We start from the raw sequence: 14,119 nt of genomic DNA on the forward strand, positions 1-14,119 counted from the left end.
GGCCAGCACGCGCTCTGCGACGGCGATCTGCTGGTCCCTGGTGGCCAATTCGGCCGACGGTGCGTACTGGCCGCCGCCGTGTGAGGCCCAGGTGCTCGAACTGAATTGCACGCCACCGTGGTAGCCGTTGCCGGTATTGATTCCCCAGTTGCCGCCCGACTCGCAACGGGCTACCTGGTCCCATTCGCCGTCGGTGGCCGCGGCCGCCTGGCCGGCCAGGGCGATGCTGCCGCCACCGAGGACCGCCCCGGTGACGGCGATCTTGGCGACGCTGATGTTTGACGTGCTGGGCTTACGGTGACGTCCACTCATAGGCCGTGAAGGATCCTCTCGTGTCACGCGCCTGCGAGGTCAGCTGTCGGGTTCGGGTTGGAGAGGCCACCCGGCCTTCATCGAACTCAGTGCGTATCCACTGCGAAACGACGTCGGCTTCACCCCAAGGGGCCGCATGCGGCCCCAGTCCGATCACGGTGGACCGGTGGGTCCCCCGCCTCCATCCACGTAGGTCGGTGGCCCCTGCCTATTGGATGGAGCTCGGCGCGATAGGGAGGGGAGGTTCGCCAATTCGGTTGTCTTGGCGAGCCTTCGGAGAAACGTAGCGGTTTCTGTTGGTCCCGTCACGTTCTGCGAAACCCGGCGTTTCCCTCTCGGCCATGTGCGAAAACCCGAGGAACACGCGGCATTCACGCAGGTCACTGAGCTCGATATCGGAGCGTGATTGCGCCGTTATCATTCCGTTACGTGACGCATTTCACAGTTTTAGCCGCCGGCGAAAGGCGGTAGAACGTCGATCGTGTTGCCGGCGCGTAACGTTGCGGTCTCGTCGCGGACCGCGACCCCGTCGCACAGGTAGGAGCATCTGCTCAACACGTCGGCGAGTCGAGACCCCCGGACGGCGAGGCGCCCAACCAGGTCGGCCACCGTCGTTCCCGGGCGTACCACCAGCGTCTCCGACTCGGCCCCCGCAGCTGCCCGCGCGGCCGCGAAATAGCGCACGGTCACCTGAATCCCGTCTTGCTGAACGGCGGCCTGACCCATCGGGCTAGCCACCGATCGCACTCATCGGACGGTCGGGCTGGATGAAGTTCGGGTCGTTGATGCCGTGACCGGCCGGCTTGCCCCACATCGCGACGCGCCACGCCGACTCGATCGCGTCGTCGGACGCACCGCCGCGCAGCAGGGTTCGCAGATCGGTTTCCACGGCCGAGAACAGGCAGCTGCGCACCTGGCCATCGGCCGTCAGGCGGGTGCGGTCACACGCCGAGCAGAACGCGTGGGAAACCGACGCGATGACGCCGAACTTCCCGCTGGGCGTGCCCGGGCCGGTGTCGACCAGCCACAGCTCGGCGGGCGCCGAGCCGCGCGGCGCCGGGTCAGGACGGAGCCGAAAGTGCGGGCGCAGCGCGTCGAGCACGTCGTCGGCGCTCAGCGCCGCGCCCCGGCGCCACTGGTGCCCGGCATCGAGCGGCATCTGCTCGATGACCCGCAATTGATAGCCGTAATCGAGGCAGAACCGCAGCAGCGCGACGACGTCCTCGCGACCGGTGACGGGGTCGAGCACGGCATTGACCTTGACCGGCGTCAAGCCCGCGTCGTGGGCGGCGGCCAGGCCGGCGAGCACCTCGTCGAGCCGGTTCCGTCGGGTGATCGCCGCGAAATGGTCGGGGTCCACGGTGTCCATCGAGACGTTGACGCGATTCAGGCCCGCCTGGGCGAGCGCGGCGGCCCGCCGTGCCAGCCCGACGCCGTTAGTGGTCAGCGAAATCTCTGGGCGCGGCCGCAGGCCGGCCGCCGCCGCGACCACTTCTTCGAGGTGTCGCACCAACAGTGGCTCGCCGCCGGTGAACCGCACGCTGGTCACCCCTAAACGGGTGACGGCGATGTGCATGAGCCGAGCCAATTCATCGGGGCGGAGCAGGTGCTCGCCGGGCAGCCAGTCCAGGCCTTCGGCCGGCATGCAGTAGGTGCAGCGCAGGTTGCAGCGGTCGGTCAGCGAGACGCGCAGGTCGGTGGCGACGCGCCCGTAGGTGTCGACCAACGGACCCGCGGTCGGCGCGTCCCGCGCGGCCTCACCGCCGGTGCGGCCGGGCACGGTGGGTAGGCCCAGTGCGGTCGGCGTCATGCTGCCGCCGGGAGGTAGTGGGACGGTGAACTGACCGGGACGATCTGCTTGCCCAGGGGCATCAACGAAACCGGGATCAGCTTGAGGTTGGCCAACGCGAGCGGGATGCCGACGATGGTGACCGCCATCGCCAGCGCGCTGATCAGGTGACCGATCGCCAGCCATAGGCCGAACAACAGCACCCAGATGACGTTGCCGATCAGGGCCCCCGTTCCGGCTGTGGGTTTGTCGACGATCGTGCGGCCGAACGGCCACAACGCGTACGAGGCGATACGCAGCGACGCGAAGCCGAACGGGATGGTGATGATCAGCAGGAAGCTGACGAGCGCCGCAACCACGTATCCGGCGGCCATCCACAGGCCGCCGAACACGAGCCAGATGATGTTCAGGATCAGGCGCATATCTCCTCCACCGGTAATACCCAGCGTACCGAGTGGGCAATAACGGGGGTGCTCGCGAGGCAGGCACCCGAGTAGGATCTACAGACCAAACGGCGTCCTGCGCAGGCGGGACGCTTATTGTGTTGGCCATTCAATTGATCCGTTAGACAAGCAGGTGAGACCAGTGCCGACCGGCAAGGTTAAGTGGTACGACGCCGACAAGGGGTTTGGGTTCCTGTCGCAAGAGGACGGCGAAGATGTGTACGTCCGCTCGTCGGCGTTGCCCGCTGGGGTCGAGGGGCTCAAAGCGGGCCAGCGCGTGGAGTTCGGGATCGCATCCGGGCGGCGCGGACCGCAAGCGTTGAGCCTCAAGCTGATCGAGCCGCCGCCCAGCCTCACCAAGTCCCAAGGCCGCCGCGAGACGCCCGTCGAGCACAAACACAGTCCGGACGAACTGCACGGCATGGTCGAGGACATGATCACGCTGCTGGAGGGCGCCGTGCAGCCCGAGTTGCGCAAGGGGCGCTACCCGGACCGCAAGACGGCACGACGGGTTTCCGAGGTGGTGCGGGCGGTCGCCCGGGAACTCGACGCCTAGCTCGTTCGGCGCCGGGCGCCCGGGTGCCGCCTCCCTGCGCGGAAGGGGTGAGGAAGTGGCGGTCACGGGGTATTCCCACCTCGCCACAGTCGTCGAGCGAGGAGGCTGCGATGGCACAGCAAGCGCACGTCACCGAGGAGCAAGCCAGGGCGCTGGCCGAGGAGTCTCGCGAAACCGGTTGGGATAAACCATCTTTCGCGAAAGAGCTGTTTCTCGGCCGGTTTCCGTTGGAGCTCATCCACCCGTTTCCCAAACCATCCGATGCCGACGAGGCGCGCACCCGCGCATTTCTCGACAAGTTGCGCGACTTCCTCCGCAGCGTTGACGGCAGCGTGATCGAACGCGACGCGCAAATTCCCGACGAGTATGTGAAGGGGCTAGCCGAGCTGGGCTGTTTCGGCATGAAGATTCCGTCGGAATACGGCGGCCTGAACATGTCACAAGTGGCCTACAACCGGGCGCTGATGATGGTTTCGTCCGTTCATCCCAGCCTCGGTGCGCTGTTGTCGGCCCATCAGTCGATCGGAGTGCCGGAGCCGCTCAAACTCGCCGGCACCCCGGAGCAGAAGAAGAAGTTCTTGCCCCGGTGTGCCGCGGGCGCCATATCGGCGTTTCTGCTGACCGAACCGGACGTCGGCTCCGATCCGGCACGGCTGGCCTCAACAGCAACACCCGTCGAAGATGGGGCCGCCTACGAACTCGACGGCGTGAAGTTGTGGACCACCAACGGCGTGGTCGCCGAACTGCTGGTCGTCATGGCCCGGGTGCCGCGCCGCGATGGGCACCGCGGTGGTATCAGCGCTTTCGTTGTCGAGGCCGATTCACCCGGGATCACCGTGGAGCGGCGCAACAAATTCATGGGATTGCGCGGCATCGAGAACGGGGTCACCAGGCTGCACCGCGTTCGGGTGCCGAGCGAAAACCTGATCGGCCGCGAGGGCGACGGATTGAAGATCGCGCTGACCACGCTTAACGCCGGGCGGCTGTCGATTCCCGCGAACGCGACGGGTTCGTCCAAGTGGGGCCTGAAGGTGGCGCGCGAGTGGGCGGGGGAGCGCGTGCAATGGGGCAAGCCGCTGGCCGAGCACGAAGCGGTGGCCCACAAGATCTCGTTCATCGCGGCGACCAACTATGCGCTCGACGCGGTGCTCGAGCTCTCCGGGCAGATGGCCGACGAAGGGCGCAACGACATCCGGATCGAGGCGGCCTTGGCCAAGCTGTGGTCCAGCGAGATGGCGTGCATCATCGCGGACGAGGTCATGCAGATCCGCGGTGGTCGCGGCTATGAGACGGCGGAGTCGCTGGCCGCGCGCGGCGAACGCGCGGTGCCGGTCGAACAGGTATCGCGCGACCTGCGGATCAATCGCATCTTCGAAGGATCCAGCGAGATCATGAGGCTGCTCATCGCCCGGGAGGCGGTCGATGCCCACCTGTCTGCGGCCGGTGACCTCGCGAAGCCTGACGCTGGTTTGCGGCAGAAGGCCGCGGCGGCGGTCGGCGCCAGCGGATTCTACGCAAAGTGGTTGCCCCAGCTCGTTTTTGGAGAAGGCCAGCGACCCAGGGCCTACAGCGAATTCGGACCGCTGGCCTCGCACCTGCGGTTCGTCGAACGCTCCAGTCGCAAGCTGGCCCGCAACACCTTCTACGGAATGGCGCGGTGGCAAGCCAAACTGGAGCAGCGCCAGGGTTTCCTGGGGCGCATCGTCGACGTCGGTGCCGAGCTGTTCGCGATGTCCGCGGCCTGCGTGCGGGCCGAGGCCCAGCGCGCCGTCGACCCGGCGGTCGGTCAACAGGCCTACGAGCTGGCCGATACGTTTTGCCGGCAGGCTGCCCTGCGGGTCGAGGCGCTGTTCGACGCATTGTGGACCAATACCGACGACTGCGACGTCCGGCTGACCCGCGAGGTGGTTGGGAGCCGTTACACCTGGCTCGAGGACGGCATCATCGACCAGTCGGAGGGCACTGGCCCGTGGATCGCCCACTGGGAGAAGGGCGCATCCACCGAGACAAATCTGGCCCGGCGATTTCTGGGTTCCTAGCCGACATTCGAGCGAAATAAGGGGAATATGGCCACCTATGTTGCCGGCACGGGTGAATTCACCCGCGACACCAACTACATCACCACCCGCATCACCGCCGATGGGCGAGACGGCTATCCCGTTGAGCCGGGCCGGTATCGGCTGATTGTCGCCAGAGCGTGCCCCTGGGCCAACCGGGCCATCATCGTCCGGCGTCTGCTTGGCCTGGAAAGCGTTCTCTCCATTGGCTTTTGCGGACCGACCCATGACGAACGCAGTTGGACGTTCGATCTCGATCCGGGCGGCGTCGACCCCGTGTTGAAGATCCCGCGGCTACAGGACGCCTACTTCAAGCGCTTCCCCGACTACCCGAAAGGCATCACGGTCCCCGCGATCGTCGACGTCCCGTCTGGTGCGGTCGTCACGAATGATTTCGCGCAGATGACCTTGGATTTCTCGACGGAATGGACCGCCTACCACCGCGACGGTGCGCCCGAGCTGTACCCCGAACGGCTGCGCGCCGAGATCGACGAGGTGAACAAGCGGGTTTACACCGAGATCAACAACGGCGTGTATCGGTGCGGCTTCGCCGGATCGCAACAGTCCTATGACGCCGCATACGACCGGCTGTTCGCCGCGTTGGATTGGGTTAGCGATCGCCTGGCCGATCAGCGATATCTGGTGGGCGACACCATAACTGAGGCCGACGTGCGGCTGTTCACCACGCTCGCCCGCTTCGACCCGGTCTACCACGGGCACTTCAAGTGCAACCGAAGCAAACTGAGCGAGATGCCGGTGTTGTGGGCGTATGCGCGCGATCTGTTCCAGACGCCCGGGTTCGGCGACACCATCGATTTCGTTCAGATCAAGCAGCACTACTACATCGTGCACGCCGACATCAACCCCACCCGCCTCGTGCCCAAGGGTCCGGACCTGACGGGCTGGCTGTCACCGCATGGTCGAGAGGCATTAAGAGGAAAGCCTTTCGGGGATGGGACACCGCCCGGGACTCCGGTCGAAGGGGAGCGGGTGCCCGCCGGGCACGGTGCCTGACCGGTCCCGGGAGTTTCGGCCTCGGCGCTCAATAGTTCAGGCGCACAGACCATTCCGCGTGCGGGACGTCGCGCAGCTCACCGGCCGGGTCCACCACGAGCGTCAGTAACTGCACGACTATCCCGACCAGCCGCCCGCGGTGCGGGTCGACCGGGGGGATGGTGACGGCGAAGCGGGTGTTCGGCCGAAAGATGGTGCTGGTGGTGTTGGTTGGGTCCTCGTACACCTGTAGCAAACGCCAGGGCGCCCGGTAGATCGCGTCGGGCACCGAGAGCTGCACCGGGTAGCGCTCACTGACCTTCAGCTCGCCCTGGGCTTGCGGCGTGTCACATTGGTCGAGGTTGAGCACGCTGCAGTACAGGTAGGGCCCCACCCTCGCGAGGTGGCCGTGTGAATACGCGCTGATCTCCGGGCGCTGCGGGCCGGACGGACGCGCCAGCAGCCAGGTGCCGACCCCGACGGCCACGCACAACAGAGTCATCAGGCCGGCGAGCAGCACGGCCACGCCGCGTTTCACTCAGGCACCACCGCCGGGCTGCCGCGGCGCACGCCCTCCTGCTCGACCATGACCGGCCTATTACCTCCGAGGCCCGGAATCAGTGAATTCCCTTGGAAGCTGACCAGCGTCTGCGCCAACCCCAGGATGAGTATTGCAGTGACCGCGGTGAAGCCAACCCACAGCTCGGTGTAAACCAAGACGCCCACCGCTCCACCCAGCACCCAGGCCAGCTGCAGCGTCGACTCCGATCGCCCGAAGCCCGAGGCCCGCGATTCCTCGGGCAGGTCGTTTTGCAACGAGGCGTCCAGCGAGGCCTTCGCGATGGCGCTGGAGCCCGACGTGACCAGGGTGGCGATCACGGCGGCCACCAGGGTCCCCGCCACCGACGCGGCCAGCGCGACCGCCGAGACCGCCAGCGTGCAGCGGACCACCAGCACGGCCGGCCGACCCAGCTGCAGTCGTGCGGCGGCGAAGTTTCCAGCGAAGTTGCCGATGCCGGCCGCTGCCCCGATCATGCCCAGCATGCCCAGCTGAACCCAGCCGTTGGCCTGGTGCGCCTTCGCGACGAACGCCGGGTACAAGAACAGAAAGCCGACCATGACCTTAATGGTGCAGTTGCCCCATAACGAGGTAATGATGTTGCGTCCCAGCGGCTGTCGCAGCGTTGCGGTGGCCTTCTTGGGGACCTTCTTGACTTCCTCGGGCCAGGTCCGTCGCTGCGGTTCGCTGTCCTGGCGGTAGCTCAAGGTGGCCGGCACCTCGCCCGCCGTCACCTCGACCCAGCGCGGGATGCGCATCGACAGTGCCGCTCCGACGATGGTGACCGCGATGACGACAAACAACGCGCCGGGCAGTTTGAACAAGTGGGTGCAGACGAACTCGACGCCGGCCGCGACAGCCCGCCACCACGTCCCGCCGCTGGCGAACGGATCACCGTCACGCGCGCCGCGGCGCAGCGAAGCCGCGAGATGGGTTCGCGGATGTATTGGATGGTGCAGCGCGCCGCCACCGCCGACGGCGCCGACAAATCCGGTCTGACCGCGCTCACCTGGCCGGTGATGGCCAACTTCGCGGTAGACGCCGCGATGGCGGTGGCGCTGGCCAACACGTTGTTCTTCGCCGCGGCCACCGGGGAGAGTAAGGGCCGGGTCGCGTTGTATCTGCTGATCACCATCGCGCCGTTCGCGGTCATCGCGCCGCTCATCGGCCCGGCGCTGGACCGGCTGCAGCACGGTCGGCGGGTCGCGCTCGCCGGGTCGTTCGTTTTGCGGACGGCCTTGGCGCTGGTGCTGATCTTGAATTACGACGGCGCCAGCGGGAGCTATCCGTCGTGGGTGCTCTACCCGTGCGCGCTGGCCATGATGGTGTTCTCCAAGTCGTTCAGCGTGCTGCGCAGCGCCGTCACGCCGCGGGTCATGCCGCCGACCATCGACCTGGTGCGGGTGAACTCGCGGCTGACCGTGTTCGGTCTGCTGGGCGGCACCATCGCCGGCGGGGCCGTCGCGGCCGGCGTCATCGGCGGGGTAATTGGCCGTGCCCGGGTGTGGATTGGAAGCCCCATTGCGGGGCCGGCGGCCGGGAGTGGAGGCCACGCGGCCCGGATCGTCACGCCGCCGTCCAGACACGTTCCGATTCTCCCCTATGCCGACGACAAGCGTCTGCAGGTAACGGGGTGTGGCTCGCCAACCTAGTATTGGAGGCGCAATGCAGGAAGGGGACAGCGTGACCGGGTCCATCGAGGAATCCGCCGTGGCGACCGTGGCCGAGTGGCCCGAGGAGCTGGCGGCCGTGCTCACGGGCGCGGTGGACGAGGCCAGGGCCGCCGTCGTGGAGTTCAGCGGCGCGGAGGCGGTCGGCGATTACCTGGGCGTCAGCTACGAGGATCCGGCCGCCGCGACCCACCGGTTCCTGGCGCATCTGCCTGGATATCAGGGCTGGCAATGGGCCGTGGTCGTCGCCGCGCATCCCCGTGCCGACCACGCCACCGTCAGCGAAGTGGTGCTGATCCCGGGTCCGACGGCGCTGCTGGCGCCGCAGTGGGTTCCGTGGGATCAGCGGGTGCGTCCGGGAGACCTGAGCCCCGGTGATCTGCTGGCGCCCGCGGCCGACGATCCGCGGTTAGTGCCCGGCTACGCGGCCAGCGGTGACGCGCAGGTCGACGAGGCCGCCGCCGAGATCGGGCTCGGCCGGCGCTGGGTGATGAGCGCCTGGGGCCGCGCGGAGGCGGCCGAACGGTGGCACACCGGAGACCACGGTCCCGACTCACCGATGGCGCGGTCCACCAAGCGGGTATGCCGCGACTGCGGTTTCTTCCTGCCGTTGGCGGGATCGCTCGGTGCGATGTTCGGCGTGTGCGGCAACGAACTGTCGGCCGACGGGCAGGTCGTCGACAAGCAGTACGGTTGCGGCGCGCATTCGGACACGCCCGCTCCCGCCGGTACGGGTTCCCCCTCCTACGAGCCATACGACGACGGCGTGCTCGACGTTGTCGAGGCGCCGCCCGAGTCGTCCGAGCCGGCAGAGGTGACCGAGACACAGCCCGAGCCTTCCGAGACGACCGAACTCCCGGAATCGACCACCGAGGAGGCCGCGCCGGAGCCGTCGGCCTCAACGCCCGGGACCTCGGAGGCCCACCCTGAAGCGCCGGAGTCGCAGCCCGAGCCGCTGGAGTCGCAGCCCGAGGTCGACTAGCTCTTCTCGGCGGCGGCCTTGATCTTGGCCAACGAGGTGTTCATCCCGTCGAGCAACTCGCGTTCGAAGTTGGTGGTTCCGCCGAGCAGCGCATTCACCGTCAGATTCGAGATTGCGGTCACGCCGTTCTCGGCGTGACGGCTTTCAATCACCCGGGTGCCCTCGCCGGTGGGTTGGAGCTCGTAGCTCCAGATCGTGTGGTTGGCGTTGACCCGGAACGCAAGCTTGGTTTCCGGGATGACCTCGACCACCGTGCAGGTGGTCGGCCAGTACAGGCGGTTGCGGCGATTGATGTTGAGGCTGCGCATGCCCTGCCGCAGCGGTCCGAAGGTTTTCATCCAACGACACTGCGGGCTCCACTCCGGCATCCGCCCCAGATCGGAGATCAACCCCCAGACCGTGGAAACCGGTGCGTCAATGTCGATTTGCGCTTGCAGTAGCGGGGCTACCATCGATCCTCCCGGGTCCGTGCTGGTTGTGAGATCTAGCCGTGATCGAAATAGTTTTCGAGTCCGTCTTGTGCGCCCCGTGCGCCGCGGCGGGCAGCCGCGAGTTGCAGCACGAAGATGCTCGTGCCGAGTACTCCGACGCCGAGCCCGGCCAGCGTCAGGGGGCGCCAGCTCTGCAGGGCGGGCACGAGAAACGCGGCGGCCGCAGCGACCAGCCAGCCGAGCGCGCCGAGTGCGACGAACGGCCAGGCGTTGAGCAGCGCGGGCGGCAGCGGCGGCGCCTCGCGGTTCTGGCCGGGTTCCACAGACATCGCGATTAACATAGCCGCCCGATGCGGTCCGCCGGTACCGCCCATGCGCGGCCGGGCGATCGAAAAATGCCTGGGCCGAGGGTCAAGCGCCCGCGCAAGCCGTCGTTCACCGGTTCGTATCCCGCTTTCAGGAGCTTGCGTGTAACCTCGCGCCATGCCTGACAGCGATGCGCGGCTGGCCAGCGATCTGTCGCTGGCGGTCATGCGGCTGGCCCGCCAACTCCGATTCCGGAACCCGTCGTCGCCGGTGTCGTTGTCGCAGCTGTCGGCGCTGGCCACGCTCGCCAACGAGGGCCCGATGACGCCCGGCGCGCTGGCGATTCGCGAGCGGGTCCGGCCGCCGTCGATGACCCGGGTGATCGCATCGCTGGCCGACATGGGCCTGGTGGACCGTGCCCCGCATCCCGTCGACGGCCGGCAGGTGCTGGTCTCGGTTTCGCACTCTGGCGCCGAGCTGGTCAAGGCGACCCGGCGCGCCCGTCAGGAGTGGCTGGCCAAACGGCTCGCAACGCTGGACAGCGAGCAACGTGACACCCTGCGCAACGCGGCCGACCTGATGCTGGCCCTGGTCGACGAAGGCCCGTGAGCGACGGAACGGATGCCCCGAACGTCCAGGACGTTGACGATCCCGACGACCCCCGGCTCGACGATTTCCGCGACCTGAACAGCGTCGATCGTCGTCCCGATCTGCCGTCCGGCAAGGGTTTGGTGATCGCCGAAGGCGTGCTGGTCGTTCAGCGCATGCTCGCCTCCCGATTCGCCCCGCATGCCCTGTTGGGGACGGACCGCCGGCTCGCCGAGCTTGCCGACGATTTGGCGGGTAGCGCCGTGCCGTTCTACCGCGCCTCCGCCGACGTCATGGCGCAAGTGGTGGGCTTTCACCTCAATCGCGGCGTGCTGGCGGCCGCGCGCAGGGTGGCGGAACCCAGCGTGGCCGAACTGGTCGAGCGCGCCCGGACGGTCGCGGTGCTCGAGGGCGTCAACGATCATGAGAACCTGGGCTCGATCTTTCGCAACGCCGCCGGGTTGGGCGTGGACGCGGTGGTGTTCGGCAGCGGCTGCGCGGATCCGCTCTACCGTCGCGCCGTTCGCGTCTCGATGGGCCACGCCCTGCTGGTCCCGTACGCGCGGGCGACGGAATGGCCCGCCGAGCTGATCATGCTGAAAGAGAACGGATTTCGGCTGCTGGCGATGACCCCGGACAGCAGGGCATGCGGCCTGCCGGAAGCGATGGCTGCCGCGCACGACCAGCGCGTCGCGGTGCTCGTGGGAGCCGAGGGGCCGGGGCTCACGCCGGCTACCTTGCGATTGAGCGATGTGCGCGTGCGCATCCCGATGTCGCGCGGCACCGACTCCCTCAACGTGGCGACTGCGGCCGCTTTGGCGTTCTACGAACGGGCTAGGCTCGGCTCGTGACCGACGATTCCGTGCCCTGGGCAACGGGTTTGACGGTCGCCGGCTTCGTCGCCGCAGTGACCGGCGCCGCCATTGTGGTGCTCACTTTGGGACTGATCCGGGTGCATCCACTCCTGGCGGTCGGTCTCAACGTCGTCGCCGCCGGCGGGCTCGCGCCCACGCTGTGGGGATGGCGGCACAAGCTGGTGCTGCGCTGGTTCCTGCTGGGCGCGGGAATCGGAGTCGCCGGCGGGTGGTTGACGCTGATCGCGCTGACGCTGCGCTAGCGCTGTCCGCCCGAGCGGACGCCGAGCAGCACGTCCTCCCAGGCCGGGATGACCGGCTTGCCCCGACGGGTGTGTACCGGCTGGTCCTGCGGCGCGGGTTGCTCTTGCGGCGCGGGAGCAGCGGGCTTCGCCGGTTCCTCGAACGAGACGTGGGCGACCCGCGCGAGCGGCCGCAGTGGGCGGTCGAAGTTCGGGTCCACCAGTTCTTTGGCCGCGTCGTCGACAGCCGTGACCGTTCCTCCGTGGGCGCCCGGGGCGAAGCAGAAGTGCGCGATGTTGTCGGACCGGCCGGCCTTCCACGCAAGCTGCACGGTCCAGCGGCTGTCTTCGTTGCGCCACGCATCCCAGCTGAGCCGGTCGGGTTCCAGGCCGCGCGTCACGAGCGCCGTGCTGACGGTTTCCAGCAAGGTGAGCACCGCGGGGCCGTCGGCGAGCACCGGATGCGCGGCCGTTGCCAACTCGGCGGCGCGGGCACGTTCCAGCAGCACCGGGTGCGCGAACCGCCGGACCCGCGAAACATCGGAGCCCGACGCCGCGGCCACCTGCTCGACGGACGCACCGGCCCGGATCTTGGCCTGAATCTCTTTGGGGCTCAGCATGTTGGTGACCTGAATGTCGAGGTGCGGTTGGTCCGGGTGCGCGGCCTCGCCGCGCACGGCGGCCTTCAACTGATCGTCGATGGCGAGCTTGAACGGTTCACCGGCGTCGCCGGCCCCACAGATGATGTGTTTGCCGTCGGCATCGACCCCAACCATTTTGAGTTCCCGCATGGCTTCTCCTCGCAGGCTCCGTGTGCAGGTCGACGGACCCATCTCGTGCGCACTCTAATGCGCCAACGTCCATAAGCGGTGCTGACACGCTGGGCGGTTGCGTGCTGATTGCGGGGCGGGGCGCTGGATTGCCCGCGCCTCCCCCGCAAGCGGGAGGTACCCCCACAGCTGGTCGTTTCGGCCCGCATGTCGCCGGGCTAAAGCCGCTCGACCACCCAGTCGACGCATTGCGTCAGGGCGCTGACGTCGTCGGGCTCGACCGCCGGGAACATCCCGACACGCAACTGGTTGCGGCCGAGTTTGCGGTACGGCTCGATGTCGACGATGCCGTTCGCCCGCAAAACCTTCGCGACGGCCGCCGCGTCAACGTCGTCGACGAAATCGATGGTGCCCACCACCTGGGAGCGCAGTGCGGGGTCGGCGACGAACGGCGTGGTGTACGGCCGCTCCTCTGCCCAGGAGTACAACCGCTGCGAGGAGTCGGCCGTGCGCTTGACGGCCCATTCCAGCCCGCCGTTACCCAGCATCCAGTCGAGCTGCTCGGCCATCAGCGCCAGGGTGCCGATCGCCGGGGTGTTGTACGTCTGGTTCTTCAGGCTGTTGTCCACGGCGATCGGCAGCGACAGAAAGTCGGGAACCCAGCGGCCGGACGCGGCGATGGACTCGACCCGCGCCAGTGCGGCTGGGCTCATGACGGCGAGCCACAGGCCGCCATCGCTGGCGAAATTCTTCTGCGGCGAGAAGTAGTAGGCGTCGGTGTCGGTGATGTCCACCGGCAGGCCGCCGGCGCCGGAGGTGGCGTCGATGACGACCAACGCGTCGCCGGAGTCGGCGGGACGGCGGATGGGCACCGCCACCCCGGTCGAGGTCTCGTTGTGGGCCCAGGCGATCACATCAACCGAGGGATCGCTCTGTGGCTCGGGCGCGCTGCCGGCGTCCGCCTTGATGACGATGGGATCGCCGACGAAGGGGTTGTTGGCGACCGCCGAGGTGAACTTCGAGCTGAACTCGCCGAAGGACAAGTGCAGCGAGCGCTTGTCGATCAAGCCGAACGCCGCGGCGTCCCAGAACGCCGTCGCGCCGCCATTGCCGAGGATGACCTCGTAACCCTCTGGCACGGAGAACAGCTCGGCCACCCCCGACCTGACCCGGCCCACCAAATTCTTGACGGGTGCCTGGCGGTGCGACGTGCCGAACAGCGGGGCCGCGGTGGTCGCCAGGGCCTGCAACTGTTCGGGCCGGACCTTGGAAGGACCGCAGCCGAAGCGGCCGTCGCGGGGTTTGATGTCAGCGGGAACCTCGAGCTGGTCAGCCATGCTCATCAGGGTAGTGAGCGGACGTGACGCGCGGCACGGCGGTCTGACTGCCGACGCCGCGGGCTCCGGCAAAACACATGGCCGGGAGCTCGCGGGGTTTCACGCGCTGTGACGTGGGGCACACTATGGCGCTGACCGCTGGTCAGGCCACAGTGCCGCCGAGGGGTCTAGAAGATATGCGGTACCTGCGGTACTGTCTGGACACAGCACGTCCTAATGTAAACCTCGCT

Annotated in this window: 15 protein-coding genes, 3 pseudogenes and 1 riboswitch; of the genes and pseudogenes, 8 read left to right on the forward strand and 10 right to left on the reverse strand. The window is 67.8% G+C overall.

The window, feature by feature from the left end; all coding sequences use genetic code 11:
- The 4 genes from A5697_RS25060 to A5697_RS25075 form a co-directional block, all read right to left on the reverse strand.
- The coding region (locus tag A5697_RS25060) for a transglycosylase family protein (protein ID WP_197501112.1) at window positions 1–312 on the reverse strand (312 nt) is incomplete at its 3' end.
- 12 nt (window positions 313–324) lie between these two features.
- Window positions 325–550, reverse strand: a riboswitch (cyclic di-AMP (ydaO/yuaA leader).
- A 209-nt stretch (window positions 551–759) separates the two neighbouring features.
- Window positions 760–1,038 carry a MoaD/ThiS family protein gene (locus A5697_RS25065; RefSeq protein WP_068012423.1) on the reverse strand — a complete coding sequence of 93 codons (279 nt, stop codon included), beginning with the start codon at window positions 1,036–1,038 and terminating at the stop codon, window positions 760–762.
- Between the two features lie 4 nt (window positions 1,039–1,042).
- Window positions 1,043–2,122, reverse strand: a complete 1,080-nt coding sequence (gene moaA, locus A5697_RS25070; RefSeq protein WP_068012428.1) for a GTP 3',8-cyclase MoaA — start codon at window positions 2,120–2,122, stop codon at window positions 1,043–1,045.
- Window positions 2,119–2,523, reverse strand: a complete 405-nt coding sequence (locus tag A5697_RS25075; RefSeq protein WP_067943017.1) for a YccF domain-containing protein — start codon at window positions 2,521–2,523, stop codon at window positions 2,119–2,121. The genes moaA and A5697_RS25075 overlap by 4 nt, the downstream gene beginning before the upstream one ends.
- A gap of 163 nt (window positions 2,524–2,686) precedes the next feature.
- Here A5697_RS25075 and A5697_RS25080 point away from each other — a divergent pair, with 163 nt between their 5' ends.
- The 3 genes from A5697_RS25080 (at window position 2,687) to A5697_RS25090 (ending at window position 6,171) form a co-directional block, all read left to right on the forward strand.
- Window positions 2,687–3,100: a cold-shock protein gene (locus tag A5697_RS25080; RefSeq protein WP_067943014.1), complete on the forward strand. Its 414-nt coding sequence runs from the start codon at window positions 2,687–2,689 to the stop codon at window positions 3,098–3,100.
- Window positions 3,101–3,210: 110 nt separating this feature from the next.
- Window positions 3,211–5,139, forward strand: a complete 1,929-nt coding sequence (locus A5697_RS25085; protein ID WP_068012430.1) for an acyl-CoA dehydrogenase family protein — start codon at window positions 3,211–3,213, stop codon at window positions 5,137–5,139.
- Window positions 5,140–5,166: 27 nt separating this feature from the next.
- On the forward strand, window positions 5,167–6,171 hold the full coding sequence (locus A5697_RS25090; RefSeq protein WP_068012431.1) for a glutathione S-transferase family protein: 1,005 nt from the start codon (window positions 5,167–5,169) through the stop codon (window positions 6,169–6,171).
- A gap of 28 nt (window positions 6,172–6,199) precedes the next feature.
- Here A5697_RS25090 and A5697_RS25095 read toward each other — a convergent pair whose 3' ends face one another.
- Both A5697_RS25095 and A5697_RS25100 read right to left on the reverse strand, forming a co-directional pair.
- Entirely contained in the window at window positions 6,200–6,688 is a 489-nt protein-coding gene (locus A5697_RS25095) for a DUF2771 domain-containing protein (RefSeq protein WP_082948247.1), read from the reverse strand.
- Window positions 6,685–7,569: pseudogene (locus A5697_RS25100) on the reverse strand (MFS transporter); the annotation flags it as partial. The pseudogene A5697_RS25100 and the gene A5697_RS25095, both read right to left, overlap by 4 nt.
- Between A5697_RS25100 and A5697_RS25105 the strand changes: the two are divergent.
- Together A5697_RS25105 and A5697_RS25110 are read left to right on the forward strand one after the other, a co-directional pair.
- Window positions 7,570–8,184: pseudogene (locus tag A5697_RS25105) on the forward strand (MFS transporter); the annotation flags it as partial.
- Window positions 8,185–8,392: 208 nt separating this feature from the next.
- Window positions 8,393–9,178 (forward strand): annotated as a pseudogene (locus A5697_RS25110) (DUF3027 domain-containing protein); the annotation flags it as partial.
- Window positions 9,179–9,357: 179 nt separating this feature from the next.
- Here A5697_RS25110 and A5697_RS25115 read toward each other — a convergent pair.
- Window positions 9,358–9,813, reverse strand: a complete 456-nt coding sequence (locus A5697_RS25115) for an SRPBCC family protein (protein ID WP_067951519.1) — start codon at window positions 9,811–9,813, stop codon at window positions 9,358–9,360.
- A 32-nt stretch (window positions 9,814–9,845) separates the two neighbouring features.
- The gene (locus tag A5697_RS25120; RefSeq protein WP_067951523.1) at window positions 9,846–10,121 is read right to left on the reverse strand and encodes a DUF2530 domain-containing protein; all 276 of its coding nucleotides are present in this window, start codon (window positions 10,119–10,121) and stop codon (window positions 9,846–9,848) included.
- A 154-nt stretch (window positions 10,122–10,275) separates the two neighbouring features.
- Here A5697_RS25120 and A5697_RS25125 point away from each other — a divergent pair, with 154 nt between their 5' ends.
- From A5697_RS25125 to A5697_RS25135, 3 genes are read left to right on the forward strand one after another with little or no spacing between them, the layout of a single operon-like run.
- Window positions 10,276–10,707: a MarR family transcriptional regulator gene (locus A5697_RS25125; RefSeq protein ID WP_067951517.1), complete on the forward strand. Its 432-nt coding sequence runs from the start codon at window positions 10,276–10,278 to the stop codon at window positions 10,705–10,707.
- Window positions 10,704–11,537 (forward strand): RNA methyltransferase, encoded by an 834-nt coding sequence (locus A5697_RS25130; protein ID WP_067951515.1) that lies wholly within the window; start codon window positions 10,704–10,706, stop codon window positions 11,535–11,537. Before A5697_RS25125 ends, A5697_RS25130 begins: the two co-directional genes overlap by 4 nt.
- Window positions 11,534–11,803, forward strand: coding sequence for a DUF2537 domain-containing protein (locus tag A5697_RS25135; RefSeq protein ID WP_067951513.1), 270 nt, complete (start codon window positions 11,534–11,536; stop codon window positions 11,801–11,803). The genes A5697_RS25130 and A5697_RS25135 overlap by 4 nt, the downstream gene beginning before the upstream one ends.
- Here the strand turns inward: A5697_RS25135 and sepH are convergent.
- Window positions 11,800–12,573 carry a septation protein SepH gene (gene sepH / locus A5697_RS25140; RefSeq protein WP_068012435.1) on the reverse strand — a complete coding sequence of 258 codons (774 nt, stop codon included), beginning with the start codon at window positions 12,571–12,573 and terminating at the stop codon, window positions 11,800–11,802. The two genes, A5697_RS25135 and sepH, sit on opposite strands and share 4 nt — an antisense overlap.
- 197 nt (window positions 12,574–12,770) lie before the next feature.
- Window positions 12,771–13,889 carry a phosphoserine transaminase gene (gene serC, locus A5697_RS25145; RefSeq protein WP_156673442.1) on the reverse strand — a complete coding sequence of 373 codons (1,119 nt, stop codon included), beginning with the start codon at window positions 13,887–13,889 and terminating at the stop codon, window positions 12,771–12,773.
- Between the last annotated feature and the right edge of the window lie 230 nt (window positions 13,890–14,119).

The organism is Mycobacterium sp. E3251 (assembly GCF_001666835.1).
In the GTDB taxonomy this organism is placed as follows: Bacteria; Actinomycetota; Actinomycetes; order Mycobacteriales; family Mycobacteriaceae; genus Mycobacterium.

Bases quoted from the DNA above. Each gene is read 5' to 3' on its own strand.
- A5697_RS25120 (WP_067951523.1), bottom strand. From the start codon at position 10,121: ATGTCTGTGGAACCCGGCCAGAACCGCGAGGCGCCGCCGCTGCCGCCC.
- A5697_RS25065 (WP_068012423.1), bottom strand. From the start codon at position 1,038: ATGGGTCAGGCCGCCGTTCAGCAAGACGGGATTCAGGTGACCGTGCGC.
- A5697_RS25075 (WP_067943017.1), bottom strand. From the start codon at position 2,523: ATGCGCCTGATCCTGAACATCATCTGGCTCGTGTTCGGCGGCCTGTGG.
- sepH (WP_068012435.1), bottom strand. From the start codon at position 12,573: ATGCGGGAACTCAAAATGGTTGGGGTCGATGCCGACGGCAAACACATC.
- A5697_RS25115 (WP_067951519.1), bottom strand. From the start codon at position 9,813: ATGGTAGCCCCGCTACTGCAAGCGCAAATCGACATTGACGCACCGGTT.
- A5697_RS25090 (WP_068012431.1), top strand. From the start codon at position 5,167: ATGGCCACCTATGTTGCCGGCACGGGTGAATTCACCCGCGACACCAAC.
- serC (WP_156673442.1), bottom strand. From the start codon at position 13,889: ATGGCTGACCAGCTCGAGGTTCCCGCTGACATCAAACCCCGCGACGGC.
- A5697_RS25085 (WP_068012430.1), top strand. From the start codon at position 3,211: ATGGCACAGCAAGCGCACGTCACCGAGGAGCAAGCCAGGGCGCTGGCC.
- moaA (WP_068012428.1), bottom strand. From the start codon at position 2,122: ATGACGCCGACCGCACTGGGCCTACCCACCGTGCCCGGCCGCACCGGC.
- A5697_RS25125 (WP_067951517.1), top strand. From the start codon at position 10,276: ATGCCTGACAGCGATGCGCGGCTGGCCAGCGATCTGTCGCTGGCGGTC.